Here is a 16,865-nt window from a genome sequence, read left to right as displayed (position 1 = left end):
GTTAAAGGCAGTGCAATGCCCCGGAACGGCGCGCGCGCGCCGATCCGGGGCCTGGGTCACGTCAGACCGGCTCAGTAGTCCCGCTGGTTCAGTTCGACGTTCAGGCCGAGCGAGCGCAGCTCCTTGACCAGCACGTTGAACGACTCCGGAATGCCGGCCTCGAAGTTGTCGTCGCCGCGGACGATGGCCTCGTAGACCTTGGTGCGGCCGGACACGTCGTCCGACTTCACCGTCAGCATTTCCTGCAGCGTGTAGGCGGCGCCGTAGGCTTCCAGCGCCCAGACCTCCATCTCACCGAAGCGCTGACCGCCGAACTGGGCCTTGCCGCCCAGCGGCTGCTGCGTGACCAGCGAGTAGGGGCCGATCGACCGGGCGTGGATCTTGTCGTCCACGAGGTGGTGCAGCTTCAGCATGTAGATGTAGCCGACGGTGACCTTGCGGTCGAAGGTCTCGCCGGTACGGCCGTCGACCAGCGTCGACTGGCCCGACCGGTCGAAACCGGCACGCTCCAGATGGACGCAGATGTCCTCCTCGCGGGCGCCGTCGAAGACCGGCGTCGCGAAGGGCACGCCCTTGCGCAGGTTGCCGGACAGCTCCAGGATCTCGCCGTCGGTCATGTCGGCGATGTCCTCGGCGTAGGTGGCCTCGCCGTAGGAGGTCTTCAGCGTGCCGCGCAGAGCCTCCAGCTGGGGAGCGCCGCCGGCCTTGTTGCGGATCGCCAGACGGTACTGATCGACCGCGCGGCCGATCTGCTTGCCGAGGCCCGACGCGGCCCAGCCCAGATGCGTCTCCAGGATCTGACCGACATTCATGCGCGACGGCACGCCCAGCGGGTTCAGCACCAGGTCGACCGGGGTGCCGTCCTCAAGGTAGGGCATGTCCTCCTGCGGGATGATGCGCGAGACGACGCCCTTGTTGCCGTGACGGCCGGCCATCTTGTCGCCCGGCTGCAGCTTGCGCTTCACCGCGACGAAGACCTTGACCATCTTCATCACGCCCGGCGGCAGCTCGTCGCCGCGCTGGAGCTTGTCGACCTTGTTCTCGAAGCGGTCCTGCAGGGCCTTGATCGAGTCGTCGAACACCTTGGCAAGGTTCTCGACAGTCTCCATCACCTGCTCGTCGGCGATGGCGATCTGGCGCCACAGGCCTTTCGACAGGCCGGCCAGCACGTCGTCGGTCAGGACCGTGCCGCCCTTCATGCCCTTCGGACCCGACTGGGCGGTCTGGCCGACCAGCACTTCCTTCAGGCGGGTGTAGAAGCTGCGCTCCAGGATGCCGCGCTCGTCGTCGCGGTCCTTGGCCAGCTTCTCGATCTCGGCCCGCTCGATGGCGAGCGCGCGCTCGTCCTTGTCGACGCCGCGGCGGCTGAACACGCGGACCTCGACGATGGTTCCGACGACGCCCGGCGGCAGGCGCAGCGAGGTGTCGCGGACGTCCGAGGCCTTCTCGCCGAAGATGGCGCGAAGCAGCTTCTCTTCCGGCGTCATCGGGCTTTCGCCCTTCGGCGTCACCTTGCCGACCAGGATGTCGCCCGGACGGACTTCGGCGCCGATATAGACGATGCCGGCCTCGTCGAGGTTCTTGAGGGCTTCCTCACCCACGTTCGGAATGTCGCGGGTGATTTCCTCCTGGCCCAGCTTGGTGTCGCGGGCCATGACCTCGAACTCCTCGATGTGGATCGAGGTGAAGACGTCGTCCTTGACGATGCGCTCGTTGATGAGGATCGAATCCTCGAAGTTGTAGCCGTTCCACGGCATGAACGCGACGAGCACGTTCCGGCCGAGCGCCAGCTCGCCCAGGTCCGTCGACGGGCCGTCGGCGACGATGTCGCCGGCGTTCACCCGGTCGCCGACCTTCACCAGCGGACGCTGGGTGATGCAGGTGTTCTGGTTGGAACGCTGGAACTTCAGCAGGTTGTAGATGTCGACGCCCGGCGCCGTGCTGTCGGAGCTGTCGGTGGCGCGCACGACGATGCGGGTCGCGTCGACCTGATCGACGATGCCGGCCCGCTTGGCGACGATGGTCACGCCGCTGTCGCGGGCGACGGTCGCCTCCATGCCGGTGCCGACCAGCGGCGCGTCCGCCTTCACCAGCGGCACCGCCTGGCGCTGCATGTTCGAGCCCATCAGCGCGCGGTTGGCGTCGTCGTTCTCGAGGAACGGGATCAGCGCCGCGGCGACCGACACCAGCTGCTTCGGCGACACGTCGATCAGGTCGATCGCCTCCGGCCGGAACATCAGGTATTCGCCGCCCTGGCGGCAGGACACCAGATCGTTGGCGAAGCTGTTGTCGGCGGTCAGCTCGGCGTTCGCCTGGGCGACGACGTAGCGGCCCTCCTCCATCGCCGACAGATAGACCACCTCGTCGGTGACCTTGCTGTCGATGACCTTGCGGTAGGGGCTCTCGATGAAGCCGTACTGGTTCACGCGGGCATAGGTCGCCAGCGAGTTGATCAGACCGATGTTCGGGCCTTCCGGCGTCTCAATCGGGCAGATGCGGCCATAATGGGTCGGGTGCACGTCGCGCACCTCGAAGCCGGCGCGCTCGCGGGTCAGACCGCCCGGCCCGAGGGCCGAGAGACGACGCTTGTGCGTGATCTCGGACAGCGGGTTGGTCTGGTCCATGAACTGCGACAGCTGCGACGAGCCGAAGAACTCGCGCACCGCGGCGGCGGCCGGCTTGGCGTTGATCAGGTCGTGCGGCATCACCGTGTCGATCTCGACCGAGCTCATGCGCTCGCGGATCGCACGCTCCATGCGCAGCAGGCCGACGCGGTACTGGTTCTCCATCAGCTCGCCGACCGAGCGGACGCGGCGGTTGCCGAGATGGTCGATGTCGTCGATCTCGCCGCGGCCGTCCTTCAGGTTCACCAGAACCTTCAGGATCTCCAGGATGTCCTCCTTGCGGAGCACACGCATCTGGTCGTCGGTCTGGAAGTTCAGGCGCGCGTTCATCTTGACGCGGCCGACGGCCGACAGGTCGTAGCGCTCGCTGTCGAAGAACAGGCCCGAGAACAGCGCCTCGGCCGATTCCAGGGTCGGCGGCTCGCCCGGACGCATGACGCGGTAGATGTCGATCAGCGCGTCTTCGCGGCTGGCGTTGCGGTCGGCGTTCATCGTATTGCGGATGTAGGCGCCCACATTCAGGTGGTCGATCGCCAGCACCGGCAGCTCGTCGACGCCGGTCTTCTCCAGCTTGTCGAGATCGCTCGCCGACAGCTCGTCACCCGCCTCGAACAGCACCTCGCCGGTGCGCTCGTTGATGATGTCGACGGCCAGATAGCGGCCGGTCAGCTCCTCGGTGGAAACCTGCTGCTCGGTCAGGCCGGCCTCGACCAGCTTCTTGATGACGCGCGGGGTCATCTTGGTGCCGGCCTCGGCGACGATGGCGCCGGTGGCGGCGTCCACGAGGTCCGAGATCAGCTTGACGCCCTTCATCCGGTCGACGTTGAACGGGGTCTTCCAACCGCCGGCCGAACGGGTGTAGGTGATGGTGTCGTAGAAATAGTTGAGGATCTCTTCCTTGGCCATGCCCTGCGCCTCGTAGGGCAGCAGGTCCTTGCGGTTGGCCTTGCGCTCTGCGCGCAGCGCCTCGGTTTCCGCGCCGTCCAGGGCGAACAGCAGCGTGGTGGCCGGCAGCTTGCGGCGGCGGTCGATGCGGACGTAGACGAGATCCTTGGCGTCGAACTCGAAATCGAGCCAGGAGCCGCGGTACGGGATGACGCGGGCGGCGAACAGATACTTGCCAGACGCGTGGGTCTTGCCCTTGTCATGGTCGAAGAAGACGCCCGGCGACCGGTGCATCTGCGACACGATGACGCGCTCGGTGCCGTTGATCACGAAGGTGCCGTTGGCCGTCATCAGGGGCATGTCGCCCATGTAGACGTCCTGCTCCTTGATATCGCGGATCGAACGGAGGCCGGTGTCCTCCTCCACGTCGAAGACGGACAGACGCAGGGTCACCTTCAGCGGAGCCGCGAAGGTCATGCCACGCTGCTGGCATTCCTCGACGTCGTATTTCGGCTGCTCCAGCTCGTACTTGACGAAATCGAGCACCGCGCGGTCGGAGAAGTCCTTGATCGGGAACACCGACTTGAAGACTTCCTGCAGGCCCAGGTTCGCCCGCTTCTCCGGGGCGACGTCCATTTGCAGGAAGTGATCGTAGGAGCTGCGCTGCACCTCGATGAGGTTGGGCATCTGGGTGACTTCCGGGATGCGCCCGAAGCTCTTCCGAACACGTTTACGACCCGTAAAGGATTTGGCCATGGATGTCCCCAAACGTCTGTACGTGATGCGCGTTATACCGACCGTTCAACCGACCAGAGGAGCCGACCGAGACGATCGGCCGATCCCGTGGGCGCCCGCGCGGGCCGCCCCCCATATGGGGACGGAAAGAGCCGGGCCGGGCAAGCCCGGTCCGGCGGAAGGCAGAAAACGCCGTGCGGCGGCAGGCCCCCTTGGGGACCGGCCGCCGTCCGGCGTGGAACTGTATGATCCGTAACGCAACAAGGTCTTACTTAATATCGACCTTGGCGCCGGCCTCTTCAAGCTGCTTCTTGATCTTGGCGGCCTCGTCCTTCGTGGCGCCTTCCTTGACCGGCTTCGGAGCACCCTCGACCAGGTCCTTGGCTTCCTTCAGGCCCAGGCCGGTGATGGCGCGGACTTCCTTAATCACGTTGATCTTCTTCTCGCCGGCATCGGCGAGGATCACCGTGAACTCGGTCTGCTCTTCCACCGGGGCGGCGGCGGCAACCGGGCCGGCGGCGGCGACGGCAACCGGAGCGGCGGCGGAGACGCCCCACTTCTCTTCCAGGAGCTTCGACAGCTCGGCGGCTTCCAGGACGGTCAGGGCCGACAGATCGTCGACGAGCTTCTGCAGATCAGCCATGTTACTACTCCAAACGACTTGAGTTCTGGGGATGGAAAAAACGAGTGACTAGGCCTGGTTAGGCAGCCGCCTCGTCGTCCTTCTTCGCGTAGGCAGCAAGCACGCGGGCGACCTGGCCGCCCGGAGCCTGGAGGACACCGGCGATACGGGTCGCCGGGGTCTGGATCATGCCCACGAGACGGCCACGCAGTTCGTCCAGCGACGGGAGCGCGGCGAGGGCCTTGACCCCCTCCGCGTCCAGAATCTGGGTGCCGAGGCTGGCGCCGACGATCTTGAGCTTCTCGTTGGTCTTCGCGTAATCGGCCACCACCTTGGCGGCCGCAACGGGATCCTTCGAGAAGGCGATCGCCGTCGGTCCCTTGAAGAGACCGTCCAGACCTTCGAACTGCGTCCCCTGAAGGGAACGACGGGCGAGCCGGTTCTTCGTCACTTTGAAGCTGGCGCCAGCAGCCCGAACCTTCGCACGCAGGTCGGTGACTTCCTTCACCGTCAGGCCCAGATGGTGGGTGACCACCACCAGGCCCGTGTCCTGGAGCTTCGATTGCAGAGCCGCGATCGTCGCTTCTTTTTGTGTACGATCCACGGATCGCCTCCTTGCACAGAGGTGTACATGAACCCCCGTCCCCGAAGGGCCGGAGGTCCGGCGAACCTGTCCCAGAAGTACAAGCCGTTCCTTGACCGCACCGGACGCGTGAGCGGCCGGGGCGGAGGGTCAACGGTTCGACTCCCGTCTGCGCCGGCGGGTTTTAAGCCCTTGCCATCCCGGAGGACGGCTCGGACACCAGCGGTCTCGGACAGGGGTGGGCGGGCGCCCTCGGGGAAGACCCCTCCGGCAATCCGTCCGGTCGCCGCCGCATCCCCCGGGACATGCCCAAGGGAAGCTGCGGCGAAAAGGCGTTCGTCAGGCGGAGGCCGGAGCCGACACGCTGGCGAGGTCGAGCTTGACGCCCGGGCCCATCGTCGAGGAGAGCGAGACCTTCAGCAGGTACTGGCCCTTGGCGCCCGACGGCTTGGCACGGGTGATGGCATCGACGAAGGCGCGGATGTTCTGGACCAGAGCCTCTTCCGAGAAGCTGGCCTTGCCCACGCCGGCATGCACGATGCCGGTCTTCTCCGCACGGAACTCCACCGCGCCGGCCTTGGCGGCCTTGACGGCGCCGGCGACGTCGGGGGTGACGGTGCCCAGCTTCGGGTTCGGCATCAGGCCGCGCGGGCCCAGCACCTTACCCAGCTTGCCGACCACGCCCATCATGTCGGGCGAGGCGATGCAGCGGTCGAAATCGATGTTGCCGGCCAGGATCTTCTCGGCCAGGTCGTCGCCACCGACGATGTCGGCACCGGCGGCCAGCGCCTCGTCGACCTTCGCGCCACGGGCGAACACCGCGACGCGGACGGTCTTGCCGGTGCCGTTCGGCAGGTTGACGACGCCGCGGACCATCTGGTCGGCGTGGCGCGGGTCGATGCCGAGATTCATCGCGATTTCGATGGTCTCGTCGAACTTGGCCTTCGCGCCGCCCTTCAGCATGGAGACGGCAGCCTCCAGCTGGTAGAACGAGTCGCGGTTGACGGTCTTGTAGGCGTCGGTCAGACGCTTGCCCAGCTTCGCCATAGGATCAGCCCTCCACCACTTCGAGGCCCATCGAGCGGGCGGAACCGGCGATCATGGTCGCGGCGGCTTCGACGTCGTGCGCGTTCAGGTCGACCATCTTCTTCTGGGCGATCTCGCGGATCTGCGAGGTCGTGACCTGGCCGACGAAACCGCCCTTGCCGGGGGTCGTCGAACCCTTGTCCTTGCCCGACGCCTTCTTGAGGAAGTAGCTGACCGGCGGGGTCTTGGTCACGAAGGTGAAGGTGCGGTCGCCGAAGGCGGTGATGACCACCGGAATCGGCATGCCGACTTCCAGGTCCGCCGTCTTGGCGTTGAACGCCTTGCAGAACTCCATGATGTTCAGGCCGCGCTGACCGAGCGCCGGGCCGATGGGCGGCGACGGGTTGGCCTTGCCGGCCGGAACCTGCAGCTTGATGTAACCGACGATTTTCTTCGCCATCTCACAACCTCCTGTGACGACGCGCTACGCTTGCGGCCGGATCGGCCGGGCCTCGCGTCGCGGGGCTTCGCGGTTCGGCCATGGCGAGCCTCCCGCAACAGAATGGAGCCACCGGTGCAAAGCACCGGCAGCTCCGACTCGAAAAGCACTGGAACCCAGCTTTCAGATCTTCTCGACCTGCGTGTATTCCAACTCGACCGGCGTGGAACGGCCGAAGATCGACACCGCCACCTTCAGGCGGGACTTCTCTTCGTCGACTTCCTCGACGACACCATTGAACGAGGTGAAGGGACCGTCGCTCACTCGAACCTGCTCGCCCACCTCGAAGGTGATCGACGGCTTGGGGCGCTCGAAGCCTTCCTGCACCTGATGGATGATCCGCTCGGCCTCACGCTGGGAAATCGGCTGCGGCTTGCCGCCACCGCCCAGGAAGTCCGTAACCTTCGGCGTATTCTTCACCAGCGACCAGGATTCGTCGGTCAGGTCCATCTTGACGAGGACGTAGCCAGGGAAGAACTTGCGCTCGGTGTTGATCTTGGCACCCCGGCGAACCTCGACCACTTCCTCGGTCGGCACCAGGATTTCCTCGAACTTGTCTTCCAGACCCTTCTGAGCCGCCTTCTCGCGGATGGCCTGGGCAACCTTCTTCTCGAAACCCGAATAAACGTGAACAACGTACCAGCGCGCTGCCATGTCTTAGCCTCCCAGCCCAAGGATCAAGCGGACGGCAACCGCCAGCACCTGATCGACGACGAGGAAGAACAGGGCGGCCAGCACGACCATGACGAACACCATGGCGGTGGTGATGCCGGTTTCCTTGCGGGTCGGCCAGGTGACCCTGGCAACCTCGCGGCGGACCTCGCGCGCGAATTCTGCGGGATTGACTTTAGCCATCGTGCGAACCGTGCGAGCTCCGGAGCGACTGTGGGGGCGCCGCTTCTACCCTAATCATTCTTGGGACGGGATGGCAGGAGTGGAGGGGATCGAACCCCCAACCCCCGGTTTTGGAGACCGGTGCTCTACCAATTGAGCTACACTCCTATCTCCGTCCGACCACACCGTTCGATGTGGGAGGCCGCTTAAAGCATTGTTCAAGCAACCATGTCAAGAGCTATTTGACGGGCTTTTTCCGGAAGCCTTACCGTGACGACCTGCCTTGGAAGACAACCCCCGCCGGACCGGGTCCGGCGGGGGAGGCAGGCTTATAGCATCACTCGATGATCTTGGCAACGACGCCGGCGCCGACGGTGCGGCCACCCTCGCGGATGGCGAAGCGCAGGCCCTCGTCCATGGCGATCGGAGCGATCAGCGCGACGTCCATGGCGACATTGTCGCCCGGCATCACCATCTCGACGCCTTCCGGCAGCGACACCATGCCCGTCACGTCGGTCGTCCGGAAGTAGAACTGCGGACGGTAGTTCGTGAAGAACGGGGTGTGGCGGCCGCCCTCTTCCTTCGTCAGGATGTAGGCTTCGGCCTTGAACTTGGTGTGCGGGGTGATCGAACCCGGCTTGGCCAGAACCTGGCCGCGCTCGACGTCCTCGCGCTTGGTGCCGCGCAGCAGCGCGCCGATGTTGTCGCCGGCTTGCCCGGAGTCGAGCAGCTTGCGGAACATCTCGACGCCGGTCACGGTCGTCTTCACCGTCGCCTTCAGGCCGACGATCTCGACTTCCTCACCGACCTTCACGATGCCACGCTCGACGCGGCCGGTCACGACCGTGCCACGACCCGAAATCGAGAACACGTCCTCGATCGGCATCAGGAACGGACGGTCGACCGGACGCTCCGGCTGCGGGATGTACTCGTCGACCGTCTTCATCAGCGCCAGGACGGCGTCGCGGCCGATCTCCGGCGAACGGTCTTCCAGCGCGCACAGCGCCGAACCCTTCGTGATCGGAATGTCGTCGCCCGGGAACTGGTAGGACGACAGAAGCTCGCGCACTTCCAGCTCGACCAGCTCAAGCAGCTCTTCGTCGTCGACCATGTCGACCTTGTTCATGAACACGACCAGCGCCGGAACGCCGACCTGGCGGGCCAGCAGGATGTGCTCGCGGGTCTGCGGCATCGGGCCGTCGGCGGCCGACACGACCAGGATCGCGCCGTCCATCTGCGCCGCGCCCGTGATCATGTTCTTCACATAGTCGGCGTGGCCCGGGCAGTCGACGTGCGCGTAGTGGCGGTTCTGCGTCTCGTACTCGACGTGAGCCGTCGAGATCGTGATGCCGCGCGCCTTCTCTTCCGGCGCCTTGTCGATCTGGTCGTAAGCGGTGAAGGTCGCGCCGCCGGACTCCGCCAGCACCTTCGTGATCGCTGCCGTCAGCGACGTCTTGCCGTGGTCGACGTGGCCGATCGTGCCAACGTTGCAGTGCGGCTTGTTCCGCTCAAACTTTGCCTTCGCCATCGCTTTGGTCTTTCGTTCCCGACGTTCCGGACGCACACAATGGCCCGGCCGGGATCCGTTTTCCTGAGGCGCGCGCGGGCTGGAGCGGGTGAGGGGAATCGAACCCCCGTCGTAAGCTTGGAAGGCTTCTGCTCTACCATTGAGCTACACCCGCCTTGACCATCCCGCCGGCGCGACCGTCCGAGGCAAACGCGATCACGGACAAGCCGTGGAAAGTAGATGGTGGAAGGGGCTGGATTCGAACCAGCGTACGCTAACGCGGGCAGATTTACAGTCTGCTGCCTTTAACCACTCGGCCACCCTTCCATTCCGCGGCATGGCAGTGCCCGCCGCGGAGTTCGGCAATATGCGAATTTTTCAGGCCTTGTCAACACGGGTTAAGCGGTTCACACCAGAAAAAATTCGGCGGAGCCCCCTGCGGCCTCCCTCCCCTTCTTCGTGGGTATCATGACGCGTTCCAGACATCCCGGCTCCGGCCCCCGCTCCGACCGCCCCAACGCCAAGCCGCAGCATGCAGACCCCCGGCAGGAGCACACCGACGACCACGGGAAGGGCGGTCCGCGCGGCGGCCGCGGCCCGGCCAAGGGCAACCGCCCGCCCGCTGCGCGCGGCGTCCTGCTCTACGGCCTTCACCCGGTGGCGGCGGCCTGGGTCAATCCGGAACGGCGCATCCACCGGCTGCTGGTCACCGAGTCGGGCCGCGCGGCGCTTGAGCCGGCGATTGCCGCGGCCCGCGCCCAGGGGCTGCAACGGCCCGAGGCGTCCCCGGTCGACCGGACGGAGCTGGACCGGATGCTGCCGGCCGGCGCGGTACACCAGGGCCTCGTCATCGACGCCTCGCCGCTGCCGGAGCTGGGCATCGACGATCTCTGCAACGAGCTGGCCGGCGAATCGGCGGCGGTGGTCGTTGCACTGGACCAGGTGACCGACCCGCACAATGTCGGCGCCATCCTGCGCTCCGCCGCTGCCTTCGGCGCCCGTGCCGTGGTGGTGACCGAGCGTCACGCGCCGGAAACCACCGGCGTGCTGGCCAAGAGCGCGTCGGGCGGGCTGGAAGCGGTGCCGCTGGTCCGCGTGACCAATCTGGCGCGTGCGCTCACCGAATTGCAGCAGAACGGCTTCTGGGCGGTCGGGCTGGCCGAATCGGGCGCCTCGACGCTGGCGAAGCTCGACCTGACCGGCAAGACGGTGCTGGTGATGGGAGCGGAAGGCAGCGGCCTGCGCCGCCTGACCATGGAGCGCTGCGACGCCATCGCCAGGTTGCCAACCGGCGGCCCGGTCGGCAGCCTGAACGTCTCCAACGCCGCCGCCGTCGCGCTCTACGAGGTCGCCCGCCTGCGCGGTTGACGGGCCGTTGCGATTTCTCGATGGGCGAATGCTTGTTTGCGCGGAAAAGGGACGCTAAGGTATGCGTCCCCGCAAGCGGCGGGTGCGCCGGATTAGCTCAGCTGGTAGAGCAGCTGATTTGTAATCAGAAGGTCACGGGTTCGATTCCTGTATCCGGCACCATCCTGCAGGCTTTCGCTTGCAGGCAGCCTCCGTTTTCGGTGCTCCCTGTCAGTGGCGGCGTGTCAGCGGCGGCGGCCGATTGCCGCGCCGAGCGTGCGGCGCAGCAGCCCCAGTAGTACGCCGCCGCAACCCAGCGCGATCCCCATCAGCGACAGCCCGAAGGCTGGCGGCATTTCGCCGATCACCGCACCGTCCTGGTCGACCATCGCTGGCATGCAGCACAGGACGCCGGCCGTCGCCAGCATGCTGCCCGCGATCAGAACCGCACAGAACCCCCATCCGAACCGCCGCACGCCGCGGGTCCGCACCGCAAGCACCGCTGCCGTCAGCAGCAGGATCACCGCCAGAACCGGCATGGCCAGAGCGAAGAGGGTGAGGCCGGTGTCGGGCATCGGTCGCTCCTGGGATGCTGGTCCACCCGCCGCGGATCATGCCCTTGGAGACGTCTCCGGGGAAGCGCCGGGAAAGCCTCCATGGACATTCGGAAGGAACCTCGGCAAGCGGCGGCGGTTTGAGGGTGTGGGCATGGCCTGACGCACCCTGCCCCGCCGTTGGCCCCGCAGCGAGTCGCGGCGCCTTCCCGTCAGCTTCCACGAAAGACAGGCCATGACCAAGCCCCAGCGTCCCGAGTCGGACCGCGACATGCCCTTCTCGCCCAGTGCCGACGCCCATCGGATGCGCCGCGACATCGAACAGGGGCGGACCGGCGACAAGGTCCCGGCGACCGATCCGGCAGCCGCGCCGCTCGGCACCGACGACGAGGCCGCCGGCACCACCCCGCCTCACGGACCCTCGCGCGATCCCATCGCCGCTCCGGACCAGCGCATGCCGTCGGGCCAGAAGAAGGGTGGCGACACGCTGGATACCTGACCGCCATCGAATCCAATCCTCCGCACCGGGCGGCTTCGGCCGCCGGATAGAGAAAGCCCGGCCGGGGTCGACCCGGCCGGGCTTCTCGCTGTCACCGATCCATTCCCCGATCCGGTCCTCCGGGCTCAGAAATAGCGCTCCGGCACACGCAGAACGTCGTCGGGCATCACCGTCGTGGTGATCGGCGCCTTGCGCAGCTCCTTCTTGGGATCGCTGCCGCGGGTGATCAGGACATAGTCCTCCTTGGCGCGGTAGGTGTAGCCGCCGGCCATCGCCACCGCCGACAGGGCGGTCATGCCGTTGACATACTGGTACTGGCCGGGATTCCGAACCTCGCCCAGGATGAAGAAGGGCCGATGGTTCAGCACCTCGACGCTGACCTTCGGATCCTTGACGTAACCCGCGGCGAGGCGGGTCGAGATTTCCTTTTCCAGGTCGCGGGTGCTGCGATCCTTGGCCGACACCTCGCCGATCAGCGGCATCGCGACCTTGCCGGCGCCGTCCACCCGGAACTCGCCGGACAACTGCTCTTCACCGAAGACGATGACGCGCAATGCGTCGCCCGATCCCAGACGATACTCGCTGAGCTGGTTGACGCTGGCGGTTTCCATCGGTGCGTCGTTGCCGGCACAGCCGACCATGGCAACGGCGAGCGCGGCCAATCCGATCCCCTGGCCCAGCGCACGGATCACATGCCGTCGATTCATCCCTAAACCCCTTCCCTGGCTGGCGGAGGCCTGCCGCAACGCCCGATCGAGCCGGATTGCGGCGGCGCTCCCTGGTCACGCACCTGAATTCGGGTGGAGACTAGCAACTCGCAAGCGCTTGGGAAAAAGTGGAGAGGAATTACCGCCTTCGGATCCCTCCAGTACATGCCTCTTGGCAGTGAAATACGGCCATAAGAAAAGAGCGCCCGTCATAGGACGGACGCTCTGTATGTTCAGCAGGAATTTTTAGGCCGTTCGGCCGAGTGCTTGCCCGATGACCGGGCAGGCACCGCCTGACTACATCTGGGCGCCGAGACGCAGGTAGATCAGGTTGTCGGTGTAGTCGGCGGCATTCAGATTGGAATTGCGCTTTTCATAGGTGTAGCCGCCGGTCAGATACAGGTAACGGCTCATCGAATAGGTGCCGCCGACGCCGGCCGTGTAGACCTTGTCGTTGCGGTCGTCGCCGTTGAAATCGTCCTGGCGGTATTGCAGGCGCCCGTTCAGCACCAGCGTGCGCAGCAGTTCATGGTCGATGCCAAGCGCGACCAGGGTGCGGGTGTAGCTCGACGCCGAGCCCAGGCCCGGGCTGGCGCTGTTCTCGCGCACCTGCCGGCTGGCGGTGCCGGTGACGGACGTCAGCTGCGTCACCGCCCAGTTCAGGCGGCCGCCGAAGGACAGGCCGTTGAAGTCCTCCAGCCGCGAATCCTTGTAGTTGCGGGTGAGGTAGCCGGCGAAGACCTCGCCGGTGATCAGCCCGGTCAGGTCGGTGGCGAGACCGCCCACCACCTCGTAGCCGTCCGAATTGCGGTCGACGCCGAAGGCGTCGCGGTCGTTCTTGTGGCGGGTCCAGGAATAGGTGCCCTGGACGAAGGTCTCGTACCCGTCGATGAACTCGTAGCCGACCCGGCCGACCGTCGCATATTCCCAGCGGTCGCGGTCGCCCTGACGGGCGACGCCGCCGCCGATCAGCCCGACATCGTCATATTCCGAATATTGGGCCGATCCGGAAACGCGGGCGCGCAGACGGTTGAAGCGCTGGGTGTAGCCGGCCTCGCCCCCGCTGGTGCGGTAGATCACCGGCTCGATATAGCCGGAGAAGCTGTTGATGTCGCCACGCCCTTCGTGGTTGCGGCGGTGGAACAGCTGGCCGTCCAGCGCACCGCCCTTGTTCACGTCGAAGCGGCCGTCTGCCTGCACGGCGTAATCGGTGTAGTTCTCGCCGGAATGGTCGCTGTAGCGGCCGGCATCGGCCGAGGCCGAGAAATTCAGCGCATGGGCCGAGAAGTCGGACTTGATGTCCACCCGCGGCCGGACGGTCCAGATGAAATCGTCCTCGTGGTTGTCGCGGGTGGCGTAGACGTTGGTGTCATAGGTGGTCCCGGCCTCGACCCGCGGCAGGAACAGGAAGGAGCCGGCGCGGACGCCAAGCTGCTCCAGTTCCGGCCGGCGACGCTCCAGCACGGTTTCGCCCCGCTGCAGGTCGTCCTGGGCGGCGGCTGGAAGCGACGTCAGCCCGGTCGAGGCGAGAGCGAGGGCGAAAAGGGAAAGGGTGCTGGTTTTCATGGAGTCACCGCGCTTGGCTGGATTCGGTCGGCTCACTGGGCCGGGGAGCCGGCTCCTTGGTGGGACGCCCTCGCCCGCCCGATCCTGAGCGGACCCGGCAGGGATGCATCCTCGGCAAAGACACAACAAGGCGTGGTTCCCGCGCAACAGTGAAGCCCGCCCCGCTCCAATTTTGCAGCGTCCTGTGGTGTGGCCGCAACAAAAGCTCACAGTGTGAGAAAGACCGCCTGCGGCAATGACGCGCTTGATTCCCGCGCCTTTTTAGACAGTCCTAAGATAAAAGTCATATATCGCCTCCATAAGAACTGGGGACGGCACGGCCCCCTGTTTGGAACCGGCCCGGCACTGGCGCGTTGTTCATGACGTTTCCTGTAAAAGGCAAGATGCCGCATGACCCGCCGACTCGACACGCCGCCCCCGCCGCGCTCGCCCATGCGCCCGCCCGACGACGCCATGCCCCCCTACACGCCGGGCGGCGTGCCGCCGCCCACCGGCGACGGTCCGGCCAGCCCGGCGGAGAAGACGGCACCGCCCCACAGCTATCCGCCGAAGAAGAAGCCCTGACCAGGAAGAAGTGCCGACGAACGTGTGCCAAAACCCGGTCCGGCTATGGTCGCCTCCATGAATCGAAAGAATGAAAGCGCGAAATTTTCGCGCAGCCGCCAAGCCGCTTGCTTTCCAGCCGGGAGCACTTTCTTTTCCGTTCCTGTCCCGGACGTCCGCATCGCTGTGGCTCTATGCCGCATCGGTGAAGGTTGCCCCATGGTCGTTGTCTTCCCTAGGCTTTCCATCAGGAACGCATAATGGATGCACAGGGTGGCGATTGGGCGGCCAATGCCCCGCGACCCTTGCCCACGCAGCCGGGAGCGGCGGTCCATGCCCGCCCCAGCCTTCGTCCCGGACCGAAGGCGGGCGCGAACCACGGGCCCGTAGCCATCATGGACGACTTCGGACGACCGCCTCCCGACGATTATCAGTTGGCCGGCCAGGTTCATCACCGCCTGCGGCGGGCTCATCAGCGCGCCTCGGCGATCTTCATCGACCTCATCGGCGATTCGATGCTGACCCCGACCCAATGGTCGGCGCTGGCCACCCTGCACAGCGAGGGGGCGTTATCGCAGAACCAGCTGGGCCGGCTGACCTACATGGATCCGGCGACGACGCAGGGCGTCATCCTGCGGCTGGTCGAGCGCAATCTGGTCGAACGCCACCCCGACCCGCAGGATCGCCGCCGCACCAGCGTCAGCCTGACCCGGATCGGCTACGCCCTGGTGACCGACCTGACCGCCAACGCCGCCGCCGTCCATGACCGGACGCTGGAACCGCTGACGGAGGAGGAGCGCGTGCAGTTCATGGCCCTGCTGGCCCGGCTGATGTGAGGGGCCGGCCCCTGGTCGCGGCGGCGGAAACGGCGACGTAATGCGGTGACTTTTGCGTGGGGTTTGCTATGAACGCCGGGTGCTGTGCCGCGTCGCGGCGCGGACACGCCGCTGGTCACTCTCGAACCGGGGTCCCCGCAGGATGAAGCACCGCCGTCCGACCGCCGCACCGCTGGCGAAATCCCTTCTTTCGGCCGCCCTGTTCGCCGCCGCGCTCGCCGCGGCGCCCGGACCCGCCGCCGCCCAAACGGCGAAATTCAGCGGCGCGCCGGTGCGGGTGGGCGAGATCAACAGCTACACCGGCCTGCCCGCCTTCACCATCCCCTACCGCCAGGGCTGGCAGCTGGCGCTGGAGGAGATCAACGCCCAGGGCGGCGTGATCGGCTGCTGCGAGCTGCAGGTCGTCTCGCGCGACGATGCCGGCAAGCCCGACGACGCGGTGCGCGTCGCGCAGGAGCTGGTGACGAACGAGGCGGTGGACGTTCTGGCCGGCACCTATTTCTCCCACATCGGGCTGGCCGTCGCCGATTTCGCCGCGCGCAACAAGATGCCCTTCGTCGCCGCCGAGCCGCTGACCGACGCCATCACCTGGTCCAAGGGCAACCGCTACACCTTCCGCCTGCGCCCCAGCACCTACATGCAGGCGGCGATGCTGGTGGAGGAGGCGGCCAAGCTGCCGGCCAAGCGCTGGGCCACCGTCGCCCCCAACTACGAATACGGCCAGTCGGCGGTCGCGTGGTTCAAGCAGCTGCTGAAGGAAAAGCGCCCGGACGTCGAGTTCGTCGCCGAGCAATGGCCGGCGCAGGGCAAGCTGGAGGCCGGCCCCACCGTGCAGGCGCTGGCCGCCGCCAGGCCCGACGCGATCTTCAACGTCACCTTCGGCGCCGACCTCGCCAAATTCGTGCGCGAGGGCGAGGGCCGCGGCCTGTTCCGCGGCCGCAAGGTCGTCAGCCTGCTGACCGGCGAGCCGGAATATCTGGAGCCGATGAAGGACGAGGCGCCGGAAGGCTGGATCGTCACCGGCTATCCCTGGGAGCAGATCGACACGCCGGCCCACAAGGCCTTCGTCGCCGCCTACACCGCCCGCTTCAAGGACACGCCCAAGCAGGGCTCGCTGGTCGGCTACATCACCATGAAGGCGGTGGCCGCCGCGGTCACCAAGGCCAAATCCGCCAATGCCGAGCCGATCGTCGACGCGCTGGCCGGACTGACCATCGACACCCCGGTCGGCCCGGTGACCTTCCGCGCGTCCGACCATCAGGCGACCATGGGCGCCTATGTCGGCACCACCACCGTCAAGGACGGCCGCGGCACGATGAAGGACTGGCGCTATGCCGACGGCGCCAACTATCTGCCGTCGGACGAGGCGGTCCGCAAGCTGCGGCCAGCGGAATAGCGCCGGGCTCCGATTGCCCCCTCCCCGCCCCTCCCCCACCTTCGGTGGGAGAGGGAGGGAGGCACAGAGCGGCGGCAGTCCCCTCTCCCGCCTTAGCGGGGG

At 66.5% G+C, this 16,865-nt stretch carries 16 protein-coding genes and 4 tRNA genes; 6 read left to right on the top strand and 14 right to left on the bottom strand.

The genetic code is table 11. From position 1 onward, the window contains the following. Positions 1 to 71: 71 nt before the first annotated feature. From rpoB to ABMY26_RS16480, 11 genes are all read right to left on the bottom strand, one after another. The gene (gene rpoB, locus ABMY26_RS16530; protein ID WP_372398314.1) at positions 72 to 4,265 is read right to left on the bottom strand and encodes a DNA-directed RNA polymerase subunit beta; all 4,194 of its coding nucleotides are present in this window, start codon (positions 4,263 to 4,265) and stop codon (positions 72 to 74) included. Positions 4,266 to 4,512: 247 nt separating this feature from the next. Then, a complete protein-coding gene (rplL, locus tag ABMY26_RS16525; RefSeq protein ID WP_045581802.1) occupies positions 4,513 to 4,887 on the bottom strand; it encodes a 50S ribosomal protein L7/L12 in 375 nt (124 codons plus the stop codon). A gap of 58 nt (positions 4,888 to 4,945) precedes the next feature. Next, the gene (gene rplJ, locus ABMY26_RS16520) at positions 4,946 to 5,470 is read right to left on the bottom strand and encodes a 50S ribosomal protein L10 (protein WP_045581801.1); all 525 of its coding nucleotides are present in this window, start codon (positions 5,468 to 5,470) and stop codon (positions 4,946 to 4,948) included. Between the two features lie 318 nt (positions 5,471 to 5,788). Beyond that, entirely contained in the window at positions 5,789 to 6,496 is a 708-nt protein-coding gene (gene rplA / locus ABMY26_RS16515; protein WP_372398313.1) for a 50S ribosomal protein L1, read from the bottom strand. A gap of 4 nt (positions 6,497 to 6,500) precedes the next feature. Further along, positions 6,501 to 6,935: a 50S ribosomal protein L11 gene (gene rplK, locus ABMY26_RS16510; RefSeq protein WP_045581799.1), complete on the bottom strand. Its 435-nt coding sequence runs from the start codon at positions 6,933 to 6,935 to the stop codon at positions 6,501 to 6,503. Between the two features lie 162 nt (positions 6,936 to 7,097). Continuing rightward, positions 7,098 to 7,628 (bottom strand): transcription termination/antitermination protein NusG, encoded by a 531-nt coding sequence (gene nusG, locus ABMY26_RS16505; RefSeq protein ID WP_045581798.1) that lies wholly within the window; start codon positions 7,626 to 7,628, stop codon positions 7,098 to 7,100. Positions 7,629 to 7,631: 3 nt separating this feature from the next. Next, positions 7,632 to 7,829, bottom strand: a complete 198-nt coding sequence (gene secE, locus ABMY26_RS16500) for a preprotein translocase subunit SecE (RefSeq protein WP_014246876.1) — start codon at positions 7,827 to 7,829, stop codon at positions 7,632 to 7,634. A 71-nt stretch (positions 7,830 to 7,900) separates the two neighbouring features. Beyond that, positions 7,901 to 7,976: transfer RNA gene (locus ABMY26_RS16495), tRNA-Trp, on the bottom strand. Between the two features lie 169 nt (positions 7,977 to 8,145). Then, complete coding sequence (tuf, locus tag ABMY26_RS16490; protein ID WP_372398312.1) at positions 8,146 to 9,336, bottom strand: elongation factor Tu; 1,191 nt, start codon at positions 9,334 to 9,336, stop codon at positions 8,146 to 8,148. Between the two features lie 80 nt (positions 9,337 to 9,416). Then, positions 9,417 to 9,490: transfer RNA gene (locus ABMY26_RS16485), tRNA-Gly, on the bottom strand. Positions 9,491 to 9,556: 66 nt separating this feature from the next. Continuing rightward, positions 9,557 to 9,642 (bottom strand) — tRNA-Tyr (locus ABMY26_RS16480). Positions 9,643 to 9,783: 141 nt separating this feature from the next. On the opposite strand from ABMY26_RS16480, the gene rlmB reads away from it, so the two are divergent. After that, positions 9,784 to 10,683 (top strand): 23S rRNA (guanosine(2251)-2'-O)-methyltransferase RlmB, encoded by a 900-nt coding sequence (rlmB, locus tag ABMY26_RS16475; RefSeq protein ID WP_372398311.1) that lies wholly within the window; start codon positions 9,784 to 9,786, stop codon positions 10,681 to 10,683. Positions 10,684 to 10,769: 86 nt separating this feature from the next. Then, positions 10,770 to 10,845 (top strand) — tRNA-Thr (locus ABMY26_RS16470). A gap of 62 nt (positions 10,846 to 10,907) precedes the next feature. Here ABMY26_RS16470 and ABMY26_RS16465 read toward each other — a convergent pair. Continuing rightward, complete coding sequence (locus ABMY26_RS16465) at positions 10,908 to 11,237, bottom strand: hypothetical protein (RefSeq protein ID WP_372398310.1); 330 nt, start codon at positions 11,235 to 11,237, stop codon at positions 10,908 to 10,910. Positions 11,238 to 11,451: 214 nt separating this feature from the next. On the opposite strand from ABMY26_RS16465, the gene ABMY26_RS16460 reads away from it, so the two are divergent. Beyond that, entirely contained in the window at positions 11,452 to 11,715 is a 264-nt protein-coding gene (locus ABMY26_RS16460) for a hypothetical protein (RefSeq protein ID WP_372398309.1), read from the top strand. A 125-nt stretch (positions 11,716 to 11,840) separates the two neighbouring features. Here the strand turns inward: ABMY26_RS16460 and ABMY26_RS16455 are convergent, their stop codons facing one another. Together ABMY26_RS16455 and ABMY26_RS16450 are read right to left on the bottom strand one after the other, a co-directional pair. Further along, entirely contained in the window at positions 11,841 to 12,422 is a 582-nt protein-coding gene (locus ABMY26_RS16455; RefSeq protein ID WP_045581793.1) for a polysaccharide biosynthesis/export family protein, read from the bottom strand. A 297-nt stretch (positions 12,423 to 12,719) separates the two neighbouring features. Further along, positions 12,720 to 13,988, bottom strand: a complete 1,269-nt coding sequence (locus ABMY26_RS16450; protein ID WP_372398308.1) for an outer membrane beta-barrel protein — start codon at positions 13,986 to 13,988, stop codon at positions 12,720 to 12,722. Positions 13,989 to 14,378: 390 nt separating this feature from the next. On the opposite strand from ABMY26_RS16450, the gene ABMY26_RS16445 reads away from it, so the two are divergent. The 3 genes from ABMY26_RS16445 to ABMY26_RS16435 all read left to right on the top strand — a co-directional run bounded on the left by ABMY26_RS16445 (position 14,379) and on the right by ABMY26_RS16435 (position 16,763). Continuing rightward, a complete protein-coding gene (locus tag ABMY26_RS16445) occupies positions 14,379 to 14,552 on the top strand; it encodes a hypothetical protein (RefSeq protein WP_372398307.1) in 174 nt (57 codons plus the stop codon). A gap of 374 nt (positions 14,553 to 14,926) precedes the next feature. Beyond that, positions 14,927 to 15,367, top strand: a complete 441-nt coding sequence (locus ABMY26_RS16440) for a MarR family winged helix-turn-helix transcriptional regulator (RefSeq protein WP_372398306.1) — start codon at positions 14,927 to 14,929, stop codon at positions 15,365 to 15,367. Positions 15,368 to 15,509: 142 nt separating this feature from the next. Next, complete coding sequence (locus tag ABMY26_RS16435; protein WP_372398305.1) at positions 15,510 to 16,763, top strand: ABC transporter substrate-binding protein; 1,254 nt, start codon at positions 15,510 to 15,512, stop codon at positions 16,761 to 16,763. The last annotated feature ends 102 nt before the right edge of the window (positions 16,764 to 16,865 follow it).

The sequence above is a fragment of the Azospirillum sp. HJ39 genome (assembly GCF_041507355.1).
Classification (GTDB): domain Bacteria; phylum Pseudomonadota; class Alphaproteobacteria; order Azospirillales; family Azospirillaceae; genus Azospirillum; species Azospirillum thiophilum.
Note: the sequence above shows the minus strand (reverse complement) of the source record. Positions and strands in the feature narration are given on the sequence as shown.